This is a genomic window from Pseudoalteromonas sp. PPB1 (genome assembly GCF_015356275.1).
Classification (GTDB): Bacteria; Pseudomonadota; Gammaproteobacteria; order Enterobacterales; family Alteromonadaceae; genus Pseudoalteromonas; species Pseudoalteromonas rubra_D.
Genome location: NZ_JACEQV010000009.1, coordinates 101809 through 116991 on the forward strand (window position 1 = coordinate 101809; position 15183 = coordinate 116991).

Sequence of the window (15183 nt, forward strand, 5' to 3'; positions counted from 1 at the left end):
TTTCCTCACTACCTGCCTATAGTATTAACTTGCTATACACGGATTTGCTTAATGGTGTGCCCATTCAACTGCATCTAAGTCAACGCCATCTTTGAACATTTCCCACAGCGGTGACATCTCACGCAAACGACCAATCGAGTCTTTGATGAGCTTAACGGTATAATCGATTTCTTCTTCAGTGGTAAAACGGCCGATGCTGAAGCGGATTGAACTGTGTGCCAGTTCATCATTGCGGCCCAGTGCGCGCAACACGTAAGACGGCTCCAGGCTCGCTGATGTACATGCAGAACCCGATGATACAGCAATGTCTTTAACCGCCATCAGCAATGACTCACCTTCAACAAAGTTGAAGCTCAGGTTGACAATACCTGGCACTGATTGGTCAATAGCACCATTGAAATACACTTCTTCCATATCCATCACGCCGTCCAGCAAACGCTTACGCAGCGTACTGATGTGGGCATGATCTTTTTCGAAATCTTCTTTGGCAACACGGAAAGCCGAGCCCATGCCCACGATTTGGTGGGTTGCCAGTGTACCTGAGCGCATACCACGCTCATGACCACCACCGTGCATTTGCGCTTCTAAACGTGCACGCGGTTTACGACGTACATACAGTGCGCCAATCCCTTTAGGGCCATACACTTTGTGGCCAGAGAAAGACATAAAGTCGACTTTCAGCTGTTGCAGGTCGATCTGTACTTTACCGGCACTTTGCGCGGCATCAACATGGAACATAATTTTGCGCTCGCGGCACATCTCACCGATGGTGGCGATATCCTGAATCACACCCAGCTCGTTGTTAACATGCATAATGCTGATCAGAATGGTGTCTTCGCGAATTGCGGCTTCCAGCTTTTTCAGATCCAGTAAACCATTTTCTTCGACTTCCATATACGTGACTTCGAAGCCCTGACGCTCTAATTCACGACAAGTGTCCAGCACTGCTTTGTGCTCGGTTTTCACGGTAATTACGTGCTTACCTTTCTTTTGATAGAAGTTAGCCGCACCTTTAATTGCCAGGTTGTTTGATTCGGTGGCCCCTGAAGTGAAAACAATTTCACGCGGATCAGCGTTGATTAAATCAGCGATATCGTTACGCGCCTGGTCAATCAGCTCTTCTGCCTGCCACCCAAAACGGTGCGAACGTGAGGCTGGATTACCAAAATTACCATCCATAGTCAGGCACTGCATCATCTCGTCTGCAACACGCTGATCAACCGGAGTGGTCGCTGCATAATCTAAATATATCGGTAATTTCATTTCTTTCTCCGCTAGACGCCAGTTTACAGCTGGCAACTCACTTGAATATTCTCTAATTGCTTCATTGCACTGTTAACCCCATTATCCTGACGCGTTGCAACAGACTGCACGTCGGAATTAGCGACTAACTCGGCGAGGGAAATACTGTTTAAAAACTCTTCAATACGCATACTTAAGTCTGACCACAATGTATGAGTAAGACAGCGCATGCCGCTCTGGCAGCCGCCACCTTCTCCATGACATCGAGTCGCATCTACGGATTCATCGACCGCGGCGATCACATCGCCAACAGAAATAGTATGCGCGTCGCGGCCCAGCAAATAGCCGCCACCCGGTCCGCGAACAGAGCTCACTAAGCCATGTTTACGCAAACGGGCAAATAATTGTTCCAGGTATGACAGAGATATTTCCTGACGTTCGGAAATATCCGCCAGAGGCACGGGCCCAATATTTGCGTGTAGTGCGACGTCCAGCATCGCTGTCACTGCATATCTGCCTTTTGAAGTCAGTTTCATGCGTGCCCCCAGAAAAGTTATCAAGGCGCAAATTGTAATTACCTGACTAAGATAGTCAAGTATTAACCAACAACCAATCGCCCTGTGCTATGCGGATAACACGTAGGTAGGTACTTACCTAGTGTGTTCAATCTGCGCTTATCATAATACCCGACTAATTTCCTCAGGTATTATGGACATTGTAATTACCTGAGTATTTTAGTCAAGTATTTACGCATGAGATTATTGCAGCGCTTTGGTATATCTCATACCAAAACGCTAACCCCATCATTTTATTGATTTATTTATTGAGCTTAAGATACCGCGTAGGATGTTGAGCTCCTGATCTTCGGGACGAGCACGGTTAAACAGGCGTTTTAGCTTGGTCATGACCATGCCTGGGTGCTGCTTAATGATAAAACCGGTGTCGTTCAGAGTAGACTCTAGATGCTCATAGAACAGTTCCATTTGCTGAGAAGTGGGATACTGTACATCGTCCAGCTCAACAGGCTGCTCCTGACGATCCAGATAAGTCATGCGGGTTTCATAAGCCAGTGTTTGCACCGCCATAGCCAGATTCAGTGAGCTGTACTCTGGGTTTGCCGGAATACACACGTGGTAATTACACAATTGCAACTCTTCGTTGGTAAGACCGCTGTTTTCACGACCAAACACCAATGCAACCGGGGTTTGCTCAGCACCATCTACCAGCTTTTGAGCACACTCACGCGGGCCAACCATAGGCCAGGATAAAGTACGAGAACGCGCACTGGTGCCTATGGTTAAGGCACAGTCAGCAATGGCGTCTTCGAGCTTCTCAACCTGAACCGCATTGCCCAGCACGTCAGTTGCACCGGCCGCCAGCGCGCTGGCATGGCTGTCTACCTCACACGCAGGATCCACCAAATAGAGTTTCGATAACCCCATGGTTTTCATTGCGCGTGCAACCGAGCCGATATTGCCTGAATGGGAGGTATTTACCAATACAATGCGAATGTCTTCTAATGCCATGTCTTATGCCTCAGGAAAAAATAATGGCGGAGTTTAGCACAAACGCGAATTCGCCAGATAGTAAAATCCGGACCAGACGCACCTGAATAGCAAAGAGCCAGCTCAAGTGAAAACCTCGGCACACCACCTACCTCACATAAACTGGCTGAATTTAAATCACTTTCTCAATTTGGTTAAAAAAAGCACATCTTTTTTGACTAAGGGTTATTTACTTTGCAGCAAAAATCGCTAGAATACGCCGGCTCGAAATTTTTAGTTCTTTTACAATTCAAAGGTAATGCTATGCATCCAATGTTAAACATTGCGGTACGCGCTGCGCGTAACGCGGGTAAGGTGATTCTACGTGCTTGTGAAAACATGTCTCAGGTTGAGACTTCACAAAAAGGTTCAAACGACTTCGTAACAAACGTAGATAAAGAAGCGGAACTGGTTATCCGCGACACAATTTTGAAAGCCTACCCGGAGCATGCAATTGTCGGTGAAGAGCTTGGCCACACAGATGGCAAGCAAGCCGATTACCTTTGGGTTATTGACCCGCTTGATGGCACCACTAACTTCATCAAGGGCATTCCACACTTTGCTATTTCTATCGCGCTGAAAGTAAAAGGCCGCGTTGAACAAGCTGTTGTATACGATCCAATCCGTGATGAGCTGTTTACAGCATCTCGCGGTCAGGGTGCACAATTGAACAGCAAACGTATTCGCGTTACTAAGAGTACTGAACTAGCAGGTTCTGTACTGGCAACAGGCTTTCCGTTCAAACAAAAGCATCACCTGGACGCTTACACTGAAACCTTTAAAGCGCTGTTTATTCAAACCACTGATATCCGTCGCGCCGGTTCTGCGGCGTTGGACATGGCCTATGTTGCTGCGGGTCGTATCGACGGTTTCTACGAGATCGGTCTTAAGCCTTGGGATACAGCAGCAGGTGAACTACTGATTAAAGAAGCCGGTGGCATGCTGATGGACTTCGCTGGCGGTGCCAACTACAACAACAGTGGTAACATTGTGTGTGGTGCCCCTAAACTGTGCCAGGCAATTGTAAAAGAAATTCGTCCAGTCCTGACTGAGTCACTACTTAAGTAAGCTGGATACAAAAATAAAAAAACCCAAACATGTGTTTGGGTTTTTTTATATCTGACATTAAACCTGAGTTACTTAAAACCTGAGTTACTTAATTTCAACGCGGGCTGAGCGCATCACCACTTCATCATTCAGCTCAATGCCGATCCCTGGCGCTTCAGACACCTTAAACACGCCTTTTTCTGGCTGAGGATCCTGAAGACACAACTCACGGTTCCACTTCTTAATCGCATAAGTATGGTGCTCATGGATCAGGAAGTTAGGAATGGCCGTTTCCAGATGCAGTGAGGCAGCCGTTGCAACAGGTCCGCCACACACGTGCGCCTGAATGCGAATATCAAAAATATCGGCGTAATCACAGACCTTTTTGGTCTCGGTAAAGCCACCACATAAACCAATATCCGGCTGTAATACATCAATACTCTGATCTTCAAAATAAGGACGAACATCCCAGCGATTATACAAACGCTCACCACCGGCTATCGGTACCGCGGTTTTGTTGGCGACTTTAGCATGCAGTGAGTGGTTCAGATAATTGACCGGCTCTTCGTAATACATACAGTCAAATTCTTCTGCAATTTCTGCAATTTGAATTGCAGACGTGGCACCAGGCAAACTGTGGCATTCGAAAATGATATCCACTTCATCGCCCACGGCCTCGCGGATCGCCTGCATACGTGCCCGATACAGCTTCATTTCGCCGCGCGAGATCAATTTAGTGCGGTCGTAGTATGTATTGCCGTCTTTGTCGTACATGATAGGGTCGACTTTGACTGCATCATACCCTTCTGCCAGCGCTTTGTGCGCTGCCTCAGCATATTCGTGAGGCTGTACCAACGCTTTGAATTCACTGTCCCAGTCAAACTGCAATTGCGACGCGTAAGTACGCAGCTCATCATTCACTTTACCGCCCAGCAACTGATATACCGGTAGGTTCAATGCCTTACCTTTGATGTCCCACAAGGCAGTATCAATGGCACTCATGGCAGCATATACTACAGGTCCACCACCTAAGCCCCAGAAGCTCTCACGTAACATGCGAGCCCACAACATTTCGGTCTGAAATGGGTCATGGCCAATTAAAAACGCTTCTGCCATTTCTTTGATCATGGCTGCAGCGGCACTGTGTCCCAGGTCGTAGGCCAGGCCCGCTTCACCCACACCTGAAATACCTTCATCGGTGTGGATGCGAACAAAAACCGGGGTCCAGGCAGGTCTGTCCGGACAGTGAATATCAAACACTTCGACGCGATTAACTTTCATTTTGACTCCTATTCGGCAAAGCCAGGATCCAGGCGGTATGCCTTTCTCAACATGGCGGGCCAGGCTAATTGGCCACCGGTGCTACCACTGTGCACCACTTTTGCCTGATTATAAATATTGTCCTGAATGGGCTGCGGCACTTCAATCGCCGAACGACCGGTCGCCTGGATCGCAACCTGGATCTCACAGGCACGTTGCAGATCATAGAAACGCATAAAGGCATCGCCGACCGTCGGCCCCACCGTTAAACCCCCATGGTTAACCAAGAGCATGTGGTTGGTAGTACCCAGATCATTCTGTAAGCGCGCTTTTTCAGCCTCATTCACGGCCAGGCCTTCATATTCGTGATAAGACAACGAAGGCAGCGAAAACATGCTGTGCTGACTAAGCGGCAACAGGCCCCCTTCCAGGCTCGCAACGGCAATGGTTTCTTTGGTATGCAGATGGATCACACAATGGGCATCTTCTCGTACTTCATGAATGGCACTGTGAATGGTAAAACCGGCCGGGTTTATTTCAAAAGGCGTGTCGTCCAGAATGTTGCCTTGCAGGTCGACTTTCACCAAGTTAGAAGCGGTAACCTCATCAAAACTCAGTCCAAATGCATTCACCAGATAGTGATCTGTGCCTGGTAAACGGGCAGACATGTGTGTATAGATCAGGTCGCCCCAGCGAAAATGCTCAACAAGACGATAGCACGCCGCCAAATCAACACGCAGTCGCCACTCTTGCTCACTGACTTTGTCTTTAAGATTGAGTTTCGGCAATTCAAACATGGCTGTTCCTTTTGTTATAAAGCCCAATATAATTTGGATGTATAGAAGTCTAAAACACTCACCTCCGGGATGCAATGATTCAATCCGGGAGAAAGCATAATCGTCGATGTGGATCAAAAAACCACCGGCAAGCGGTGGTTTTTTTTAATGTTGCCAGCCTACTATAGTTTAGACAGGTAATCGGCAATGGCTTCCAGCTCTGCATCAGACACGTTTGCAGTCATGGCTTTCATGGCTGCTGACATGCCATTGCTGCGCGCGCCAGATTTGATGTCTTTCATCTGAGCCAGCAAATATTCTTTATTCTGGCCAGCCAGTTTAGGATATAAAGGCATGATAGGTGCTTTACCTTCTGCGCCATGACACGTCTGACACATCTTCGCCGTGTATAAAGCCTTACCATCGGCAGCACTGGCTGTACCGGCAGAAAGGGCAGCAACGGCCAGACCACTGGCTAACATTAATTGTTTCATCTTGCTCATATCTTTTCTCTTCTAATATAACGGATCAATTCAAGTGTAGTCTATGCCGCACTGTTATCCATACGCCAATGACGGTGAGCATATGGGTGCAGCCAGGGTACCTACCAAATCAGATCATCAGGCACTTCGAAGTCTGCATAAGGATCGTCTTCGTCCTTATCACTCTGATCATCTTCCACGTGGAAGACAATGTACTTTTCATCGACTTCCGCAATCTTACGAGCAGGTTCATCCTGTAGCACGTAAAACTGGCCTTCAAGTACGCAAATCGCCAGTCGGCCTTTCGCCAAGGCTTGCTGCGTCTGAGCATTCACGTCCAGCTCTTTCACTTTGCTTTCGTAAGTAAAGTTGAAAGTCACATTGCCGCGAATCTCTTCCTGGTTATGGTGTTCCAAAATTTGCTTAACCCGGGCTACCTGTTCACGCTCTTTTAGCTCAGCCTGTTTAGCCTTATTCAGCTCTTCGGCTTTTTGCTGTTGTGCCTGTTTGGTTTGCTCAATGTGTTTTTGCAGATCACTGACGTCGCTGGTTGCACCTTTCTTTTTCTTTTTCTTCTGAGATTTGCGCTTTTCACTCTTCGCAATTTTCGCTTTGTGCTCGGTGGTCAGGCCCGCTTTCAAAAGTTGATCTTGTAGAGATCCCATAATGCCACTCCATAAATCTAGACTGACGCTATTTTAACGCAGTAGACGAATTTGACCACTGCTGCTGGCCGATACGGAAGAAAAATTTTATTAGCCAAAAATCTAGCAGAGTCTGAACTAAAAAATATGATTTACCGCAAGTTTTCTCTAATTGGCTTCGCAATTCCATTGTCTGACAGGCATAATTTGAGCGCTATTTGGTCATTGTGGATGCGATATGTCTCTGCCGCACTTATTGTTGTGCTCCATCGCCATTTTTTGCGTTTTATACGCACCCCAACCGTTGTTGTCGGTGTTTGCACACCAGTATCAGATAACACCAGCAAAATCTGGCATGCTCATGTCAGTAACTATGCTGCCACTGGCGATTGCCCCCATCTGCTACGGATTATTATTTACGAAACGTAATCCACTGAAGATCATTAAAGTGGTGATGCTACTGCTGGCACTGTGCTGCGTCGGGTTTGCGCTCAGCGGGCACTTTCAGTGGATGCTTGCAATACGCTTTGTTGAAGGGTTGCTACTCCCGGCAGCGCTGACCGCCATGACGGGATACCTGGGGCGCACCTATCAGCACACCCAACTCAAACGCACGATGAGCTGGTATATTGGCAGCACCATAGTTGGCGGCTATCTGGGTCGTACACTGGCTGCCAACTTTGCCGTATGGTTCAATTGGCAAAGTTTTTATCTGCTTAATGCTGTGACGCTTGTGTTGTTGGCATGGTGGATAAAACCGGCGCGTGCTCAGGCGGTCAGTAGTCAGGCAAATCATCCACTGGCTTATCTCAAGCCCTTAAAGCAGGCAAATCTGTTGAGCCTCTATGGCGCGGTATTTTGCATGTTTTTTTGCTTTGCGGCGCTGCTCAACTACCTGCCTTTCATTCTCAGCAATGACTATCAGGTAAGCGACCCTCGCCTGATTGGGTGGGTTTATACGGGATATCTGTTCGGCGCGTGTTTGTCTTTGTCGACCCCACTACTGAGTAAGTTATCGACCTGTATGTGGCAGATCCTCAGTGGCCTGTTTGCTTTATACTGCCTGACCATTTTGGGCATGCTGTGGCATCACTTTTGGCTATTTCTAGTGCTGTTTACTGTGTTTTGCGCCTGCATGTTTATGATCCATGCCAGTGCAGCCCCCCTGGCCAATCAACTCAGTAAAGCCGAAGCCACTGTAACCAATGGCGCCTACGTGTCTTTTTACTATTGTGGCGGCGCGCTGGGCTCTTATCTGCCAGGCATCATTTATCAGCGCTGGGGGCTGGTTTATTTCCTGCTAACGCTGCTGTTTGTGTGTAGCGGTGGTTTGCTGCTGGTGTGGCGGAATTATAGCCGAACACAGCCGAATAAAGCGGGCCTGGCACACAAATCGTCGTAGCCAGGGTCACACTGTCACGACCCGTTCTGGTACGGTCAGCCACACAGGTTGATGACCAGTATGCTGCCAGAAGCGCGTTAGATCAGCTAAAGACAGCACCCAGGTCTTGTCATTTTCGAAAGGGTGGCATTGCCACAGTGCTGCGTCACTCAACGCCTCATCCAGCCATAACTGGACGTGTTGCTCTGGGTCATTGGCAACCGCCAGCGCAGAGACACAGCCTGGTTTTATCCCTAAATACTGCTGCAGCCGACTATCAGAAGCAAACCCAAGCCGGGATAAATCTTGTTGTTTGGACAAAGCCTTGAGGTCAATTTGTTTATCTGCTGTGGTGATCAACAAAATATGTTGTCGGCCATAATTGTCACGTAAAAAGAGGTTTTTCAGGCGTGTGCCGGTGCGTTCAAGTGCCAACTTGTCAGCATCCTGACAGGTTGCCAAAGGGGGATGCTGATAAGCCTGATAAATGATGTCCAACTTATGAAGCAACGCCGCCAATTGAGAGACTGTCAGCGTACTCATTGACAAATACCACGTAACTGCACGCTGCGGTCGCGCCAAAACACCTGCTCTATCTTGTAGCCGGACTCACAGTAATGGGCATCACTGAGTGCTTTTTTAAGCCTGACAACGGCTTCATCTTCCAGTTTGAGTTTCATCTCAGACGAGTCTTCGACCCTTTGCTGATCCGCAAAGCGTTTTAAGTCGCGCCGGGATACCGGCTTACTGGTATCCAAATTCATTTGTGGAGTGGCTTTAACCGTGACGACAAACGCAAACTCGTCCTGCCCTTTCGCATTAACGCGTTGATGTAGTTGTTGACTTTCGACTTCCAGAAGTGGTACCTCCGGTTTACTGCTACAAGCACTGAGCAGCAATACGGCACCAAGCAGTAGACTCGCACGTATCATAAATTTCTCTGTATTTTTTGCCCAGTGTATCAAAGCAACGCAGTTATTTGGCAAGTTTTTTATGACCAAGACTTGACGCTGAGTAGCGAAATGTTTTAAATTCTCACCGTCAAATCGACACCGGAAGTGGGGCTATAGCTCAGCTGGGAGAGCGCCTGCCTTGCACGCAGGAGGTCAGCAGTTCGATCCTGCTTAGCTCCACCACTTTCCGCCTTTCTTTTATATCTCTTTATCCTTAATCTGGTTGTTATCAGCGCATTAAACTATGTAGTGGGTCATCCTTGCCCCCATAAAAAATCAACTTCTGATCTGGCCGTCGCCATTCACCAGGTATTTTTCAGTCGTCAAAGATTCCAGCCCCATCGGACCGTAAGCATGTAACTTGGTTGTTGCGATACCAATTTCTGCGCCCAACCCAAGCTGACCACCATCACTGAACCGTGATGAAGCATTCACCATGACTACCGAAGCATCAACGCTGCGCTGAAACAAGTCCGCAGTCTGCATATCCTGCGTACAGATCACTTCGGTGTGATGACTGCCAAAACGATCAATGTGTGCCACAGCCGCCCTGAAATCAGCCACTTGTTTAATGGCAATCTCCAGGCTCAGATACTCTTCACCAAACTCATCATCCGCTAACACTGTAGCATTGTCGAAGTAGCCGGCACTCGCCTGATCGGCATTGATCTTAACACCGCGATGCTGCAAAGCCTCTGCGGCTTGTGGTAAAAACTGCTCAGCAATGTCCTGATGGACAATCAGCCCTTCAAGTGCGTTACATACGCCTGTGCGTTGGGTTTTACCGTTAAGTAGCAACTGCAGCGCCTTATCAAGATCCGCATCCTTATCGACATACAGATGACATACCCCTTTAAAATGCTGGATCACCGGCACGGTACTATTTTGGGTCACAAACTGGATCAGGCCTTCACCACCGCGCGGAATGATCAGATCAATGTAGTCTTTTTGCTGCATTAGCTCCATCATCAGGCTACGGTCCGGATCGGGGATCACGCTAATCAAAGCCTTAGGCAGATCATGGGCTTCCAGCACGGTATGTAGCACAGAAGCAATGGCAAGCGAGCTTTGCAGTGCCTCTTTACCGCCGCGCAGGATTACCCCATTGCCCGATTTAAAGCATAACGCACCAGCATCTGCTGTCACATTTGGGCGGGCTTCATAAATCATACAGACGACCCCCAGAGGCACCCGCATTTTTCGGATCTCAATGCCATTGGGTCGTGAGCCTAGATCACGCATTGTACCAACCGGATCGGGTAATTCGATAATGGTTTCAATTCCCTGTGCCATATCTTCAATACGCTCTGGCGTGAGTGTCAGGCGATCAACCATCGCAGCGGGCAACTGATTATCACGAGCCGCCGCCAGATCCTGTTGGTTAGCATCAATGATTGCATCCATATTGGCTCTGAGCGCGCCTGCCATACCACGCAATACCGCGTCTTTTTGGGTGCTGGATAAAAGCGCCAGAGTTTTTGCCGCCTGTGCGGCATTATGTGCAATGTCTGTAATTAAGCTCATGAATTTCTTTCCTCAAATACGGCAATATCATTTTGTGAGATAACAGGCCCGATACTATTTTGAACCTGTTCGGTCACTATATCTTTATCCTGCTGGGCAATAAAATTAAGCAAACAGCTACTATAATTACAGTTTGCTTTTGCCAGCTTCTGTCCATCTTCGCTCCTGACCAGTACGGTTTCACCTGCTGAAAAATCACCATTGACGGCAACGATGTCATCACAGCTCAGTGCGTCAAACTGGCCAGCTTCAACAATCAACTCCCCCTGCTCTGACGCGGTGTGTGTCATCCAGTGCAGCGCTTCATGCATAGGTGTGTCATAAGGCAGAAAACGCGTTCCTGGGTTAGCACCGTTAAGCAATTCAGTGAAGGTATCCTCGTTAAACCCGTTTACGATATAAGTCACAATACCATGAGAGGTGGCTTTTTCCGCCGCTTGTAACTTAGTTTTCATGCCTCCGGTGCCAACACTGCTGGTCGGGCCGCCCGTCATTGCATAAATCTCTGGGGTGAGTTCACCCACCGTATCTAACAGCCTGGCATCCGCGTTTTTATTCGGGTCTTTGTCATACAAGCCATTCACATCTGAACAGATGATCAGGCAATCTGCGTCCGCTGCTGCCGCAACCATCGCTGACAAGTTGTCGTTATCACCAACCTTTAGCTCATCCGTTGTCACCGCATCATTCTCGTTGATAATAGGCAGGATCCCTTGCTCCAGTAAAGTGAACAATGTTTCACGAATACTGTTGTATCGATCGCGGTCTCGTAAATCACCATGGGTTAGCAATAACTGAGCTGAAGGAAAGTCAAAAAAACGCTCCCAGGTCGAGATCATTTCGGTCTGCCCTGCCGCTGCCATGGCCTTTTTTACCGCTACCGAACTTTTATCTTTGTTCTTAAACAAGTGCGACCCTGCCGCCACGGCGCCGGATGACACCAGTAGCACCTCTTTGCCTTTGGCACGGCACTGTACAATGAACTGAGCAATGTTCAGCAGGTAGCGAGAGCGACAGCCATCCTGCTCTGGCGCAATTAACGCACTGCCGATTTTTATCACGATGCGTTGAGATGTTTCGATTGACATGTTTTTTCCGTTTTACCTTTTATCCTCATACGCGCAGCACCTTGGTTGATACTACAACACGCCTTAGTCAGCTTACGCGACCACAAAAGATAAGATAACAACGGCTTCGAAATACCCGCTCACACGAATACAACACGTATTTCGAAACGACATACAACCAGACCCCTAACAAGCATGCACTGAATAATTCAGACCTGGCAAGCAACTGTGGCTGCGAAAACTAAGAAAGATTGATTGTGACCAAAGAGCCTTGCTCTGCTGGTCGAGCCGTTTTTTGCAGGCTCACCATGGTTTGGTGTGGCAAAAAAGGCCTGATCGCAATGAATAATTGCGCACATGAGTAGATTGATGATGGGCGCGTAGCCCGCTCGAATAAACGCTTATTACCTTAACGCAGATGACAGGGGCATTGCAACCCTTGTAGATATAGGTGCTTTATGGTCGCCATAAGTGTAATTGATAGTCTATAAATATCACCATATTATGACCAAAAATCAGCGTCACTTATTGGATGGACACACTGTAAAAAAAATCATGCTTGTTGCTATTTCGAGCAGAACTAACACTTTATTTGTTGTTTGACTGTGCTATAACCAAGCAAACACTATAATTACATTTACCCCAACTTGTGGGAGCAGCTATGTCAGCTATTTATATTGCCGGGATTGCATTATTTTCTGTTTTAGCCCAATGGCTTGCCTGGGTTTGCCGGGTACCGGCTATTTTGTTTTTACTGCTTACGGGTCTGTTGCTTGGCCCTATTTCTGGTCAACTACAACCGGATCAACTGCTTGGCGATCTGCTGTTTCCTGTCGTCTCCCTGTCTGTTGCCATTATCTTATTTGAGGGGGCGTTGACGTTACACTTTCATGAGCTTAAAGGAATAGGGAAAGTCGTCAGAAACTTATGCTCCATTGGTATGCTCACCACATTTACTATTCTCACCGCCAGCGCTATTTGGCTGTTAGAACTGGACTGGCGAGTGGCAGCGGTATTGGGCGCAGTACTGGTGGTTACAGGCCCCACTGTGATAGCCCCCATGCTCAATGCCATGCGGCCACAAAAAGACATTGATCGGATCCTGCGCTGGGAAGGGATTGTCATTGACCCCATAGGTGCACTCTTTGCCGTCTTGGTATTTGAAGCCGTCAATCAGGTGGGTGAGGCCGCCGTATTTAGTCATACCATGCTGGCATTGTTTTCAACGCTGGGTGTAGGCACCTCAGTGGGCATTGTCGCAGGCTGGCTCACGACGACTATCATTCGGCGCGAGTGGCTCCCCTATGAGCTGCATAAGTTTGGTATCCTGGCATTGGTGCTGTTCAGCTTTACTCTGGCGAACCATCTGAGCCACGAATCTGGCCTGCTGGCCGTAACCATTTTTGGCATCTGGCTTGCCAATCAGGACGACCTGGAAATTGATTCGGTACTTGAGTTCAAAGAAGATTTATCTATGATCCTGATCTCCAGTCTGTTCATTCTGCTCGCTGCACGACTGCAACTGGAAGACCTCATGCTACTGGATAGCGACGTGTTCATCTTTCTGGCCATTGTGTTGTTTGTGGCCCGGCCCCTGAGTATCGCAGTATCCACTTTTGGTAGTGATCTACCACTGCGCTCCCGGCTGATACTTGCCTGGATCGCGCCGCGCGGCATAGTGGCAGCGGCAGTCGGCTCCGTATTCGCATTGAGTATGATGCAATCAGGTTATCCCGACGCCAACAAAATGGTGCCGCTGATCTTTATGGTGATCATCGTCACGTCATCTTACAAAGCCTGACAGCAACCCCCCTGGCACGCCTGCTCAAAGTTCGCCAGCCCGCGCCCAACACCTTATTACTCATAGGGGCGAACCATGTATCACGCGCCATCGCCAAAGGACTCACAGAACAAAATGTCGATGTTTACCTGTCTGATCCAGCGTGGGAAAACTGTAAAATGGCACGGATGGACGGACTGCCCTGTTACTATGGTAACCCGCAATCCGAGCACGCGGAGCGTTACCTGCCCCTGACCAGCCTGAAATCAGTCATGGCACTGTCTCCCAACCGTCATCATAATGCGCTTGGTGTGCAGTATTTTTCGCATCTGCTGGGCGAACAGAATGTATTTTCTCTCAAATCCTCAACCAACCATGCCAAAGCAAATAAAGACAGTGCCACTTTCTTATCTCGTCAGTTGCTGTTTGGCGATGAAGGTAACTATGCCAAACTAAGCAGCATGATGGCCAAGGGTGGCAAAGTTAGCGCAACCAGGCTGTCAGAGGAATTCACCTGGTCGCAATATCAGGAAGTAAATAAAGAAGCCATTCCACTGTTTATCATTGGAGAAGCCGGTAAAAACGATGATGGTTTGCCCGTGCGCCCATTTACGCCGGATATGAAAAATGCGCCAAGCAGTGGGGAGCGCGTACTGGCACTGCAACCTCCCAAGCTGTCGGTACTCAGAGATCCGGCGCAAAAAGAAGCGCCTATAGGAGAAAAGCTCGGCGACTAAAGCGCTTTAGCTTTACATAGGCAGCCGGGCACGCTTTACGACGCTGTCCGGCATTTTCTGCGCCAGCAATGCGAGCGCGGTTTCGATGCGCTTATGCAACTTTTTATCAGCAACGGCCGCATGGAATAGCCAGCGATAGGCATCCTCATAATCCCGGGGGCTGCCATAGCCTTTATTAAACAGGTCGACCAGACGTAATTGAGCTTTTAAATTACCCAACACGGAAGCCTCACGCAAATAAGTGATCGCCATACGCTTATCCATCTGCACCAGTTTACCCAGGTCATAATAGCGACCAAGTTGTTCCAGCGCCGGCGCTAACCCCTGCTCAGCAGCCTTACGCATATAATATAAGCCAAGTTCCACATTGCGCTCTACACATACCGCGTAGGCCAGCATATCGCCATACAGAAACTGATAGGAGGGCAGCGCCATTATTTCGGCGCGGGCTTCAATATCCTGAACCAGCTGACATTCGTCGTCTTTCACGCGCTTCAGATGCGCATTACGGCTGATCAATTCCAGTAACTCTGCCTGACTGTATAAGGGGACAGCCTCTATCGCCTCTTCACTTTGAGAGCAAGGGCTAAAAAGTAAGCAAGTGCTTACAATTAGCGCAGATATCATACTTAGATGCTTGTTCATATTCGATACGTACCAATGACACACTGAGATTAATTATACAATAAATGTGCCACAGCGCAGGCTTGGAAGATATGGCGCGGTGTTGCAGACATAAAAAAAGC

At 48.3% G+C, this 15183-nt stretch carries 14 protein-coding genes, 1 tRNA gene and 1 pseudogene; 4 read left to right on the forward strand and 12 right to left on the reverse strand.

What is annotated here, in order from left to right; genetic code table 11:
* Window positions 1-48 precede the first annotated feature (48 nt).
* The 3 genes from IY568_RS10990 to trmJ form a co-directional block, all read right to left on the reverse strand.
* Window positions 49-1263, reverse strand: a complete 1215-nt coding sequence (locus tag IY568_RS10990) for an IscS subfamily cysteine desulfurase (protein WP_010384016.1) — start codon at window positions 1261-1263, stop codon at window positions 49-51.
* 23 nt (window positions 1264-1286) lie between these two features.
* The gene (iscR, locus tag IY568_RS10995; protein ID WP_010384014.1) at window positions 1287-1778 is read right to left on the reverse strand and encodes a Fe-S cluster assembly transcriptional regulator IscR; all 492 of its coding nucleotides are present in this window, start codon (window positions 1776-1778) and stop codon (window positions 1287-1289) included.
* 267 nt (window positions 1779-2045) lie between these two features.
* Window positions 2046-2768: a tRNA (cytosine(32)/uridine(32)-2'-O)-methyltransferase TrmJ gene (trmJ, locus tag IY568_RS11000; protein WP_058796290.1), complete on the reverse strand. Its 723-nt coding sequence runs from the start codon at window positions 2766-2768 to the stop codon at window positions 2046-2048.
* A 282-nt stretch (window positions 2769-3050) separates the two neighbouring features.
* On the opposite strand from trmJ, the gene suhB reads away from it, so the two are divergent.
* Window positions 3051-3854, forward strand: a complete 804-nt coding sequence (gene suhB, locus IY568_RS11005; protein ID WP_125560737.1) for an inositol-1-monophosphatase — start codon at window positions 3051-3053, stop codon at window positions 3852-3854.
* Between the two features lie 84 nt (window positions 3855-3938).
* Here the strand turns inward: suhB and IY568_RS11010 are convergent, their stop codons facing one another.
* From IY568_RS11010 to IY568_RS11025, 4 genes are all read right to left on the reverse strand, one after another.
* On the reverse strand, window positions 3939-5114 hold the full coding sequence (locus tag IY568_RS11010; RefSeq protein WP_010384009.1) for a mandelate racemase/muconate lactonizing enzyme family protein: 1176 nt from the start codon (window positions 5112-5114) through the stop codon (window positions 3939-3941).
* A gap of 8 nt (window positions 5115-5122) precedes the next feature.
* Entirely contained in the window at window positions 5123-5890 is a 768-nt protein-coding gene (locus IY568_RS11015) for a class II aldolase/adducin family protein (RefSeq protein WP_125560739.1), read from the reverse strand.
* A gap of 161 nt (window positions 5891-6051) precedes the next feature.
* Window positions 6052-6372 (reverse strand): c-type cytochrome, encoded by a 321-nt coding sequence (locus tag IY568_RS11020; RefSeq protein ID WP_010384005.1) that lies wholly within the window; start codon window positions 6370-6372, stop codon window positions 6052-6054.
* A gap of 101 nt (window positions 6373-6473) precedes the next feature.
* Complete coding sequence (locus IY568_RS11025; RefSeq protein ID WP_125560743.1) at window positions 6474-7016, reverse strand: DUF2058 domain-containing protein; 543 nt, start codon at window positions 7014-7016, stop codon at window positions 6474-6476.
* Between the two features lie 217 nt (window positions 7017-7233).
* Here IY568_RS11025 and IY568_RS11030 point away from each other — a divergent pair, with 217 nt between their 5' ends.
* The gene (locus IY568_RS11030; RefSeq protein WP_194867557.1) at window positions 7234-8397 is read left to right on the forward strand and encodes an MFS transporter; all 1164 of its coding nucleotides are present in this window, start codon (window positions 7234-7236) and stop codon (window positions 8395-8397) included.
* A gap of 6 nt (window positions 8398-8403) precedes the next feature.
* On the opposite strand, the gene IY568_RS11035 is transcribed toward IY568_RS11030, so the two are convergent.
* Together IY568_RS11035 and IY568_RS11040 are read right to left on the reverse strand one after the other, a co-directional pair.
* A complete protein-coding gene (locus IY568_RS11035) occupies window positions 8404-8919 on the reverse strand; it encodes a prolyl-tRNA synthetase associated domain-containing protein (protein WP_194867558.1) in 516 nt (171 codons plus the stop codon).
* On the reverse strand, window positions 8916-9308 hold the full coding sequence (locus IY568_RS11040; RefSeq protein ID WP_125560747.1) for a hypothetical protein: 393 nt from the start codon (window positions 9306-9308) through the stop codon (window positions 8916-8918). Before IY568_RS11040 ends, IY568_RS11035 begins: the two co-directional genes overlap by 4 nt.
* A 128-nt stretch (window positions 9309-9436) precedes the next feature.
* Between IY568_RS11040 and IY568_RS11045 the strand changes: the two genes are divergently transcribed.
* Window positions 9437-9512, forward strand: a tRNA-Ala gene (locus IY568_RS11045).
* Between the two features lie 93 nt (window positions 9513-9605).
* Here IY568_RS11045 and IY568_RS11050 read toward each other — a convergent pair.
* Window positions 9606-10853 (reverse strand): glutamate-5-semialdehyde dehydrogenase, encoded by a 1248-nt coding sequence (locus IY568_RS11050; protein WP_194867559.1) that lies wholly within the window; start codon window positions 10851-10853, stop codon window positions 9606-9608.
* Window positions 10850-11941, reverse strand: a complete 1092-nt coding sequence (proB, locus tag IY568_RS11055; protein ID WP_125560751.1) for a glutamate 5-kinase — start codon at window positions 11939-11941, stop codon at window positions 10850-10852. Before proB ends, IY568_RS11050 begins: the two co-directional genes overlap by 4 nt.
* A 640-nt stretch (window positions 11942-12581) precedes the next feature.
* On the opposite strand from proB, the pseudogene IY568_RS11060 reads away from it, so the two are divergent.
* Window positions 12582-14437: pseudogene (locus IY568_RS11060) on the forward strand (cation:proton antiporter).
* 12 nt (window positions 14438-14449) lie between these two features.
* Here IY568_RS11060 and IY568_RS11065 read toward each other — a convergent pair.
* Window positions 14450-15064 carry a tetratricopeptide repeat protein gene (locus IY568_RS11065; protein WP_194867560.1) on the reverse strand — a complete coding sequence of 205 codons (615 nt, stop codon included), beginning with the start codon at window positions 15062-15064 and terminating at the stop codon, window positions 14450-14452.
* Between the last annotated feature and the right edge of the window lie 119 nt (window positions 15065-15183).

Excerpts from the sequence above, each read along its gene's own strand:
- IY568_RS10990 (WP_010384016.1), bottom strand. The coding sequence starts at position 1,263 with ATGAAATTACCGATATATTTAGATTATGCAGCGACCACTCCGGTTGAT.
- iscR (WP_010384014.1), bottom strand. The coding sequence starts at position 1,778 with ATGAAACTGACTTCAAAAGGCAGATATGCAGTGACAGCGATGCTGGAC.
- trmJ (WP_058796290.1), bottom strand. The coding sequence starts at position 2,768 with ATGGCATTAGAAGACATTCGCATTGTATTGGTAAATACCTCCCATTCA.
- suhB (WP_125560737.1), top strand. The coding sequence starts at position 3,051 with ATGCATCCAATGTTAAACATTGCGGTACGCGCTGCGCGTAACGCGGGT.
- IY568_RS11010 (WP_010384009.1), bottom strand. The coding sequence starts at position 5,114 with ATGAAAGTTAATCGCGTCGAAGTGTTTGATATTCACTGTCCGGACAGA.
- IY568_RS11015 (WP_125560739.1), bottom strand. The coding sequence starts at position 5,890 with ATGTTTGAATTGCCGAAACTCAATCTTAAAGACAAAGTCAGTGAGCAA.
- IY568_RS11020 (WP_010384005.1), bottom strand. The coding sequence starts at position 6,372 with ATGAGCAAGATGAAACAATTAATGTTAGCCAGTGGTCTGGCCGTTGCT.
- IY568_RS11025 (WP_125560743.1), bottom strand. The coding sequence starts at position 7,016 with ATGGGATCTCTACAAGATCAACTTTTGAAAGCGGGCCTGACCACCGAG.
- IY568_RS11030 (WP_194867557.1), top strand. The coding sequence starts at position 7,234 with ATGTCTCTGCCGCACTTATTGTTGTGCTCCATCGCCATTTTTTGCGTT.
- IY568_RS11035 (WP_194867558.1), bottom strand. The coding sequence starts at position 8,919 with ATGAGTACGCTGACAGTCTCTCAATTGGCGGCGTTGCTTCATAAGTTG.
- IY568_RS11040 (WP_125560747.1), bottom strand. The coding sequence starts at position 9,308 with ATGATACGTGCGAGTCTACTGCTTGGTGCCGTATTGCTGCTCAGTGCT.
- IY568_RS11050 (WP_194867559.1), bottom strand. The coding sequence starts at position 10,853 with ATGAGCTTAATTACAGACATTGCACATAATGCCGCACAGGCGGCAAAA.
- proB (WP_125560751.1), bottom strand. The coding sequence starts at position 11,941 with ATGTCAATCGAAACATCTCAACGCATCGTGATAAAAATCGGCAGTGCG.
- IY568_RS11065 (WP_194867560.1), bottom strand. The coding sequence starts at position 15,064 with ATGATATCTGCGCTAATTGTAAGCACTTGCTTACTTTTTAGCCCTTGC.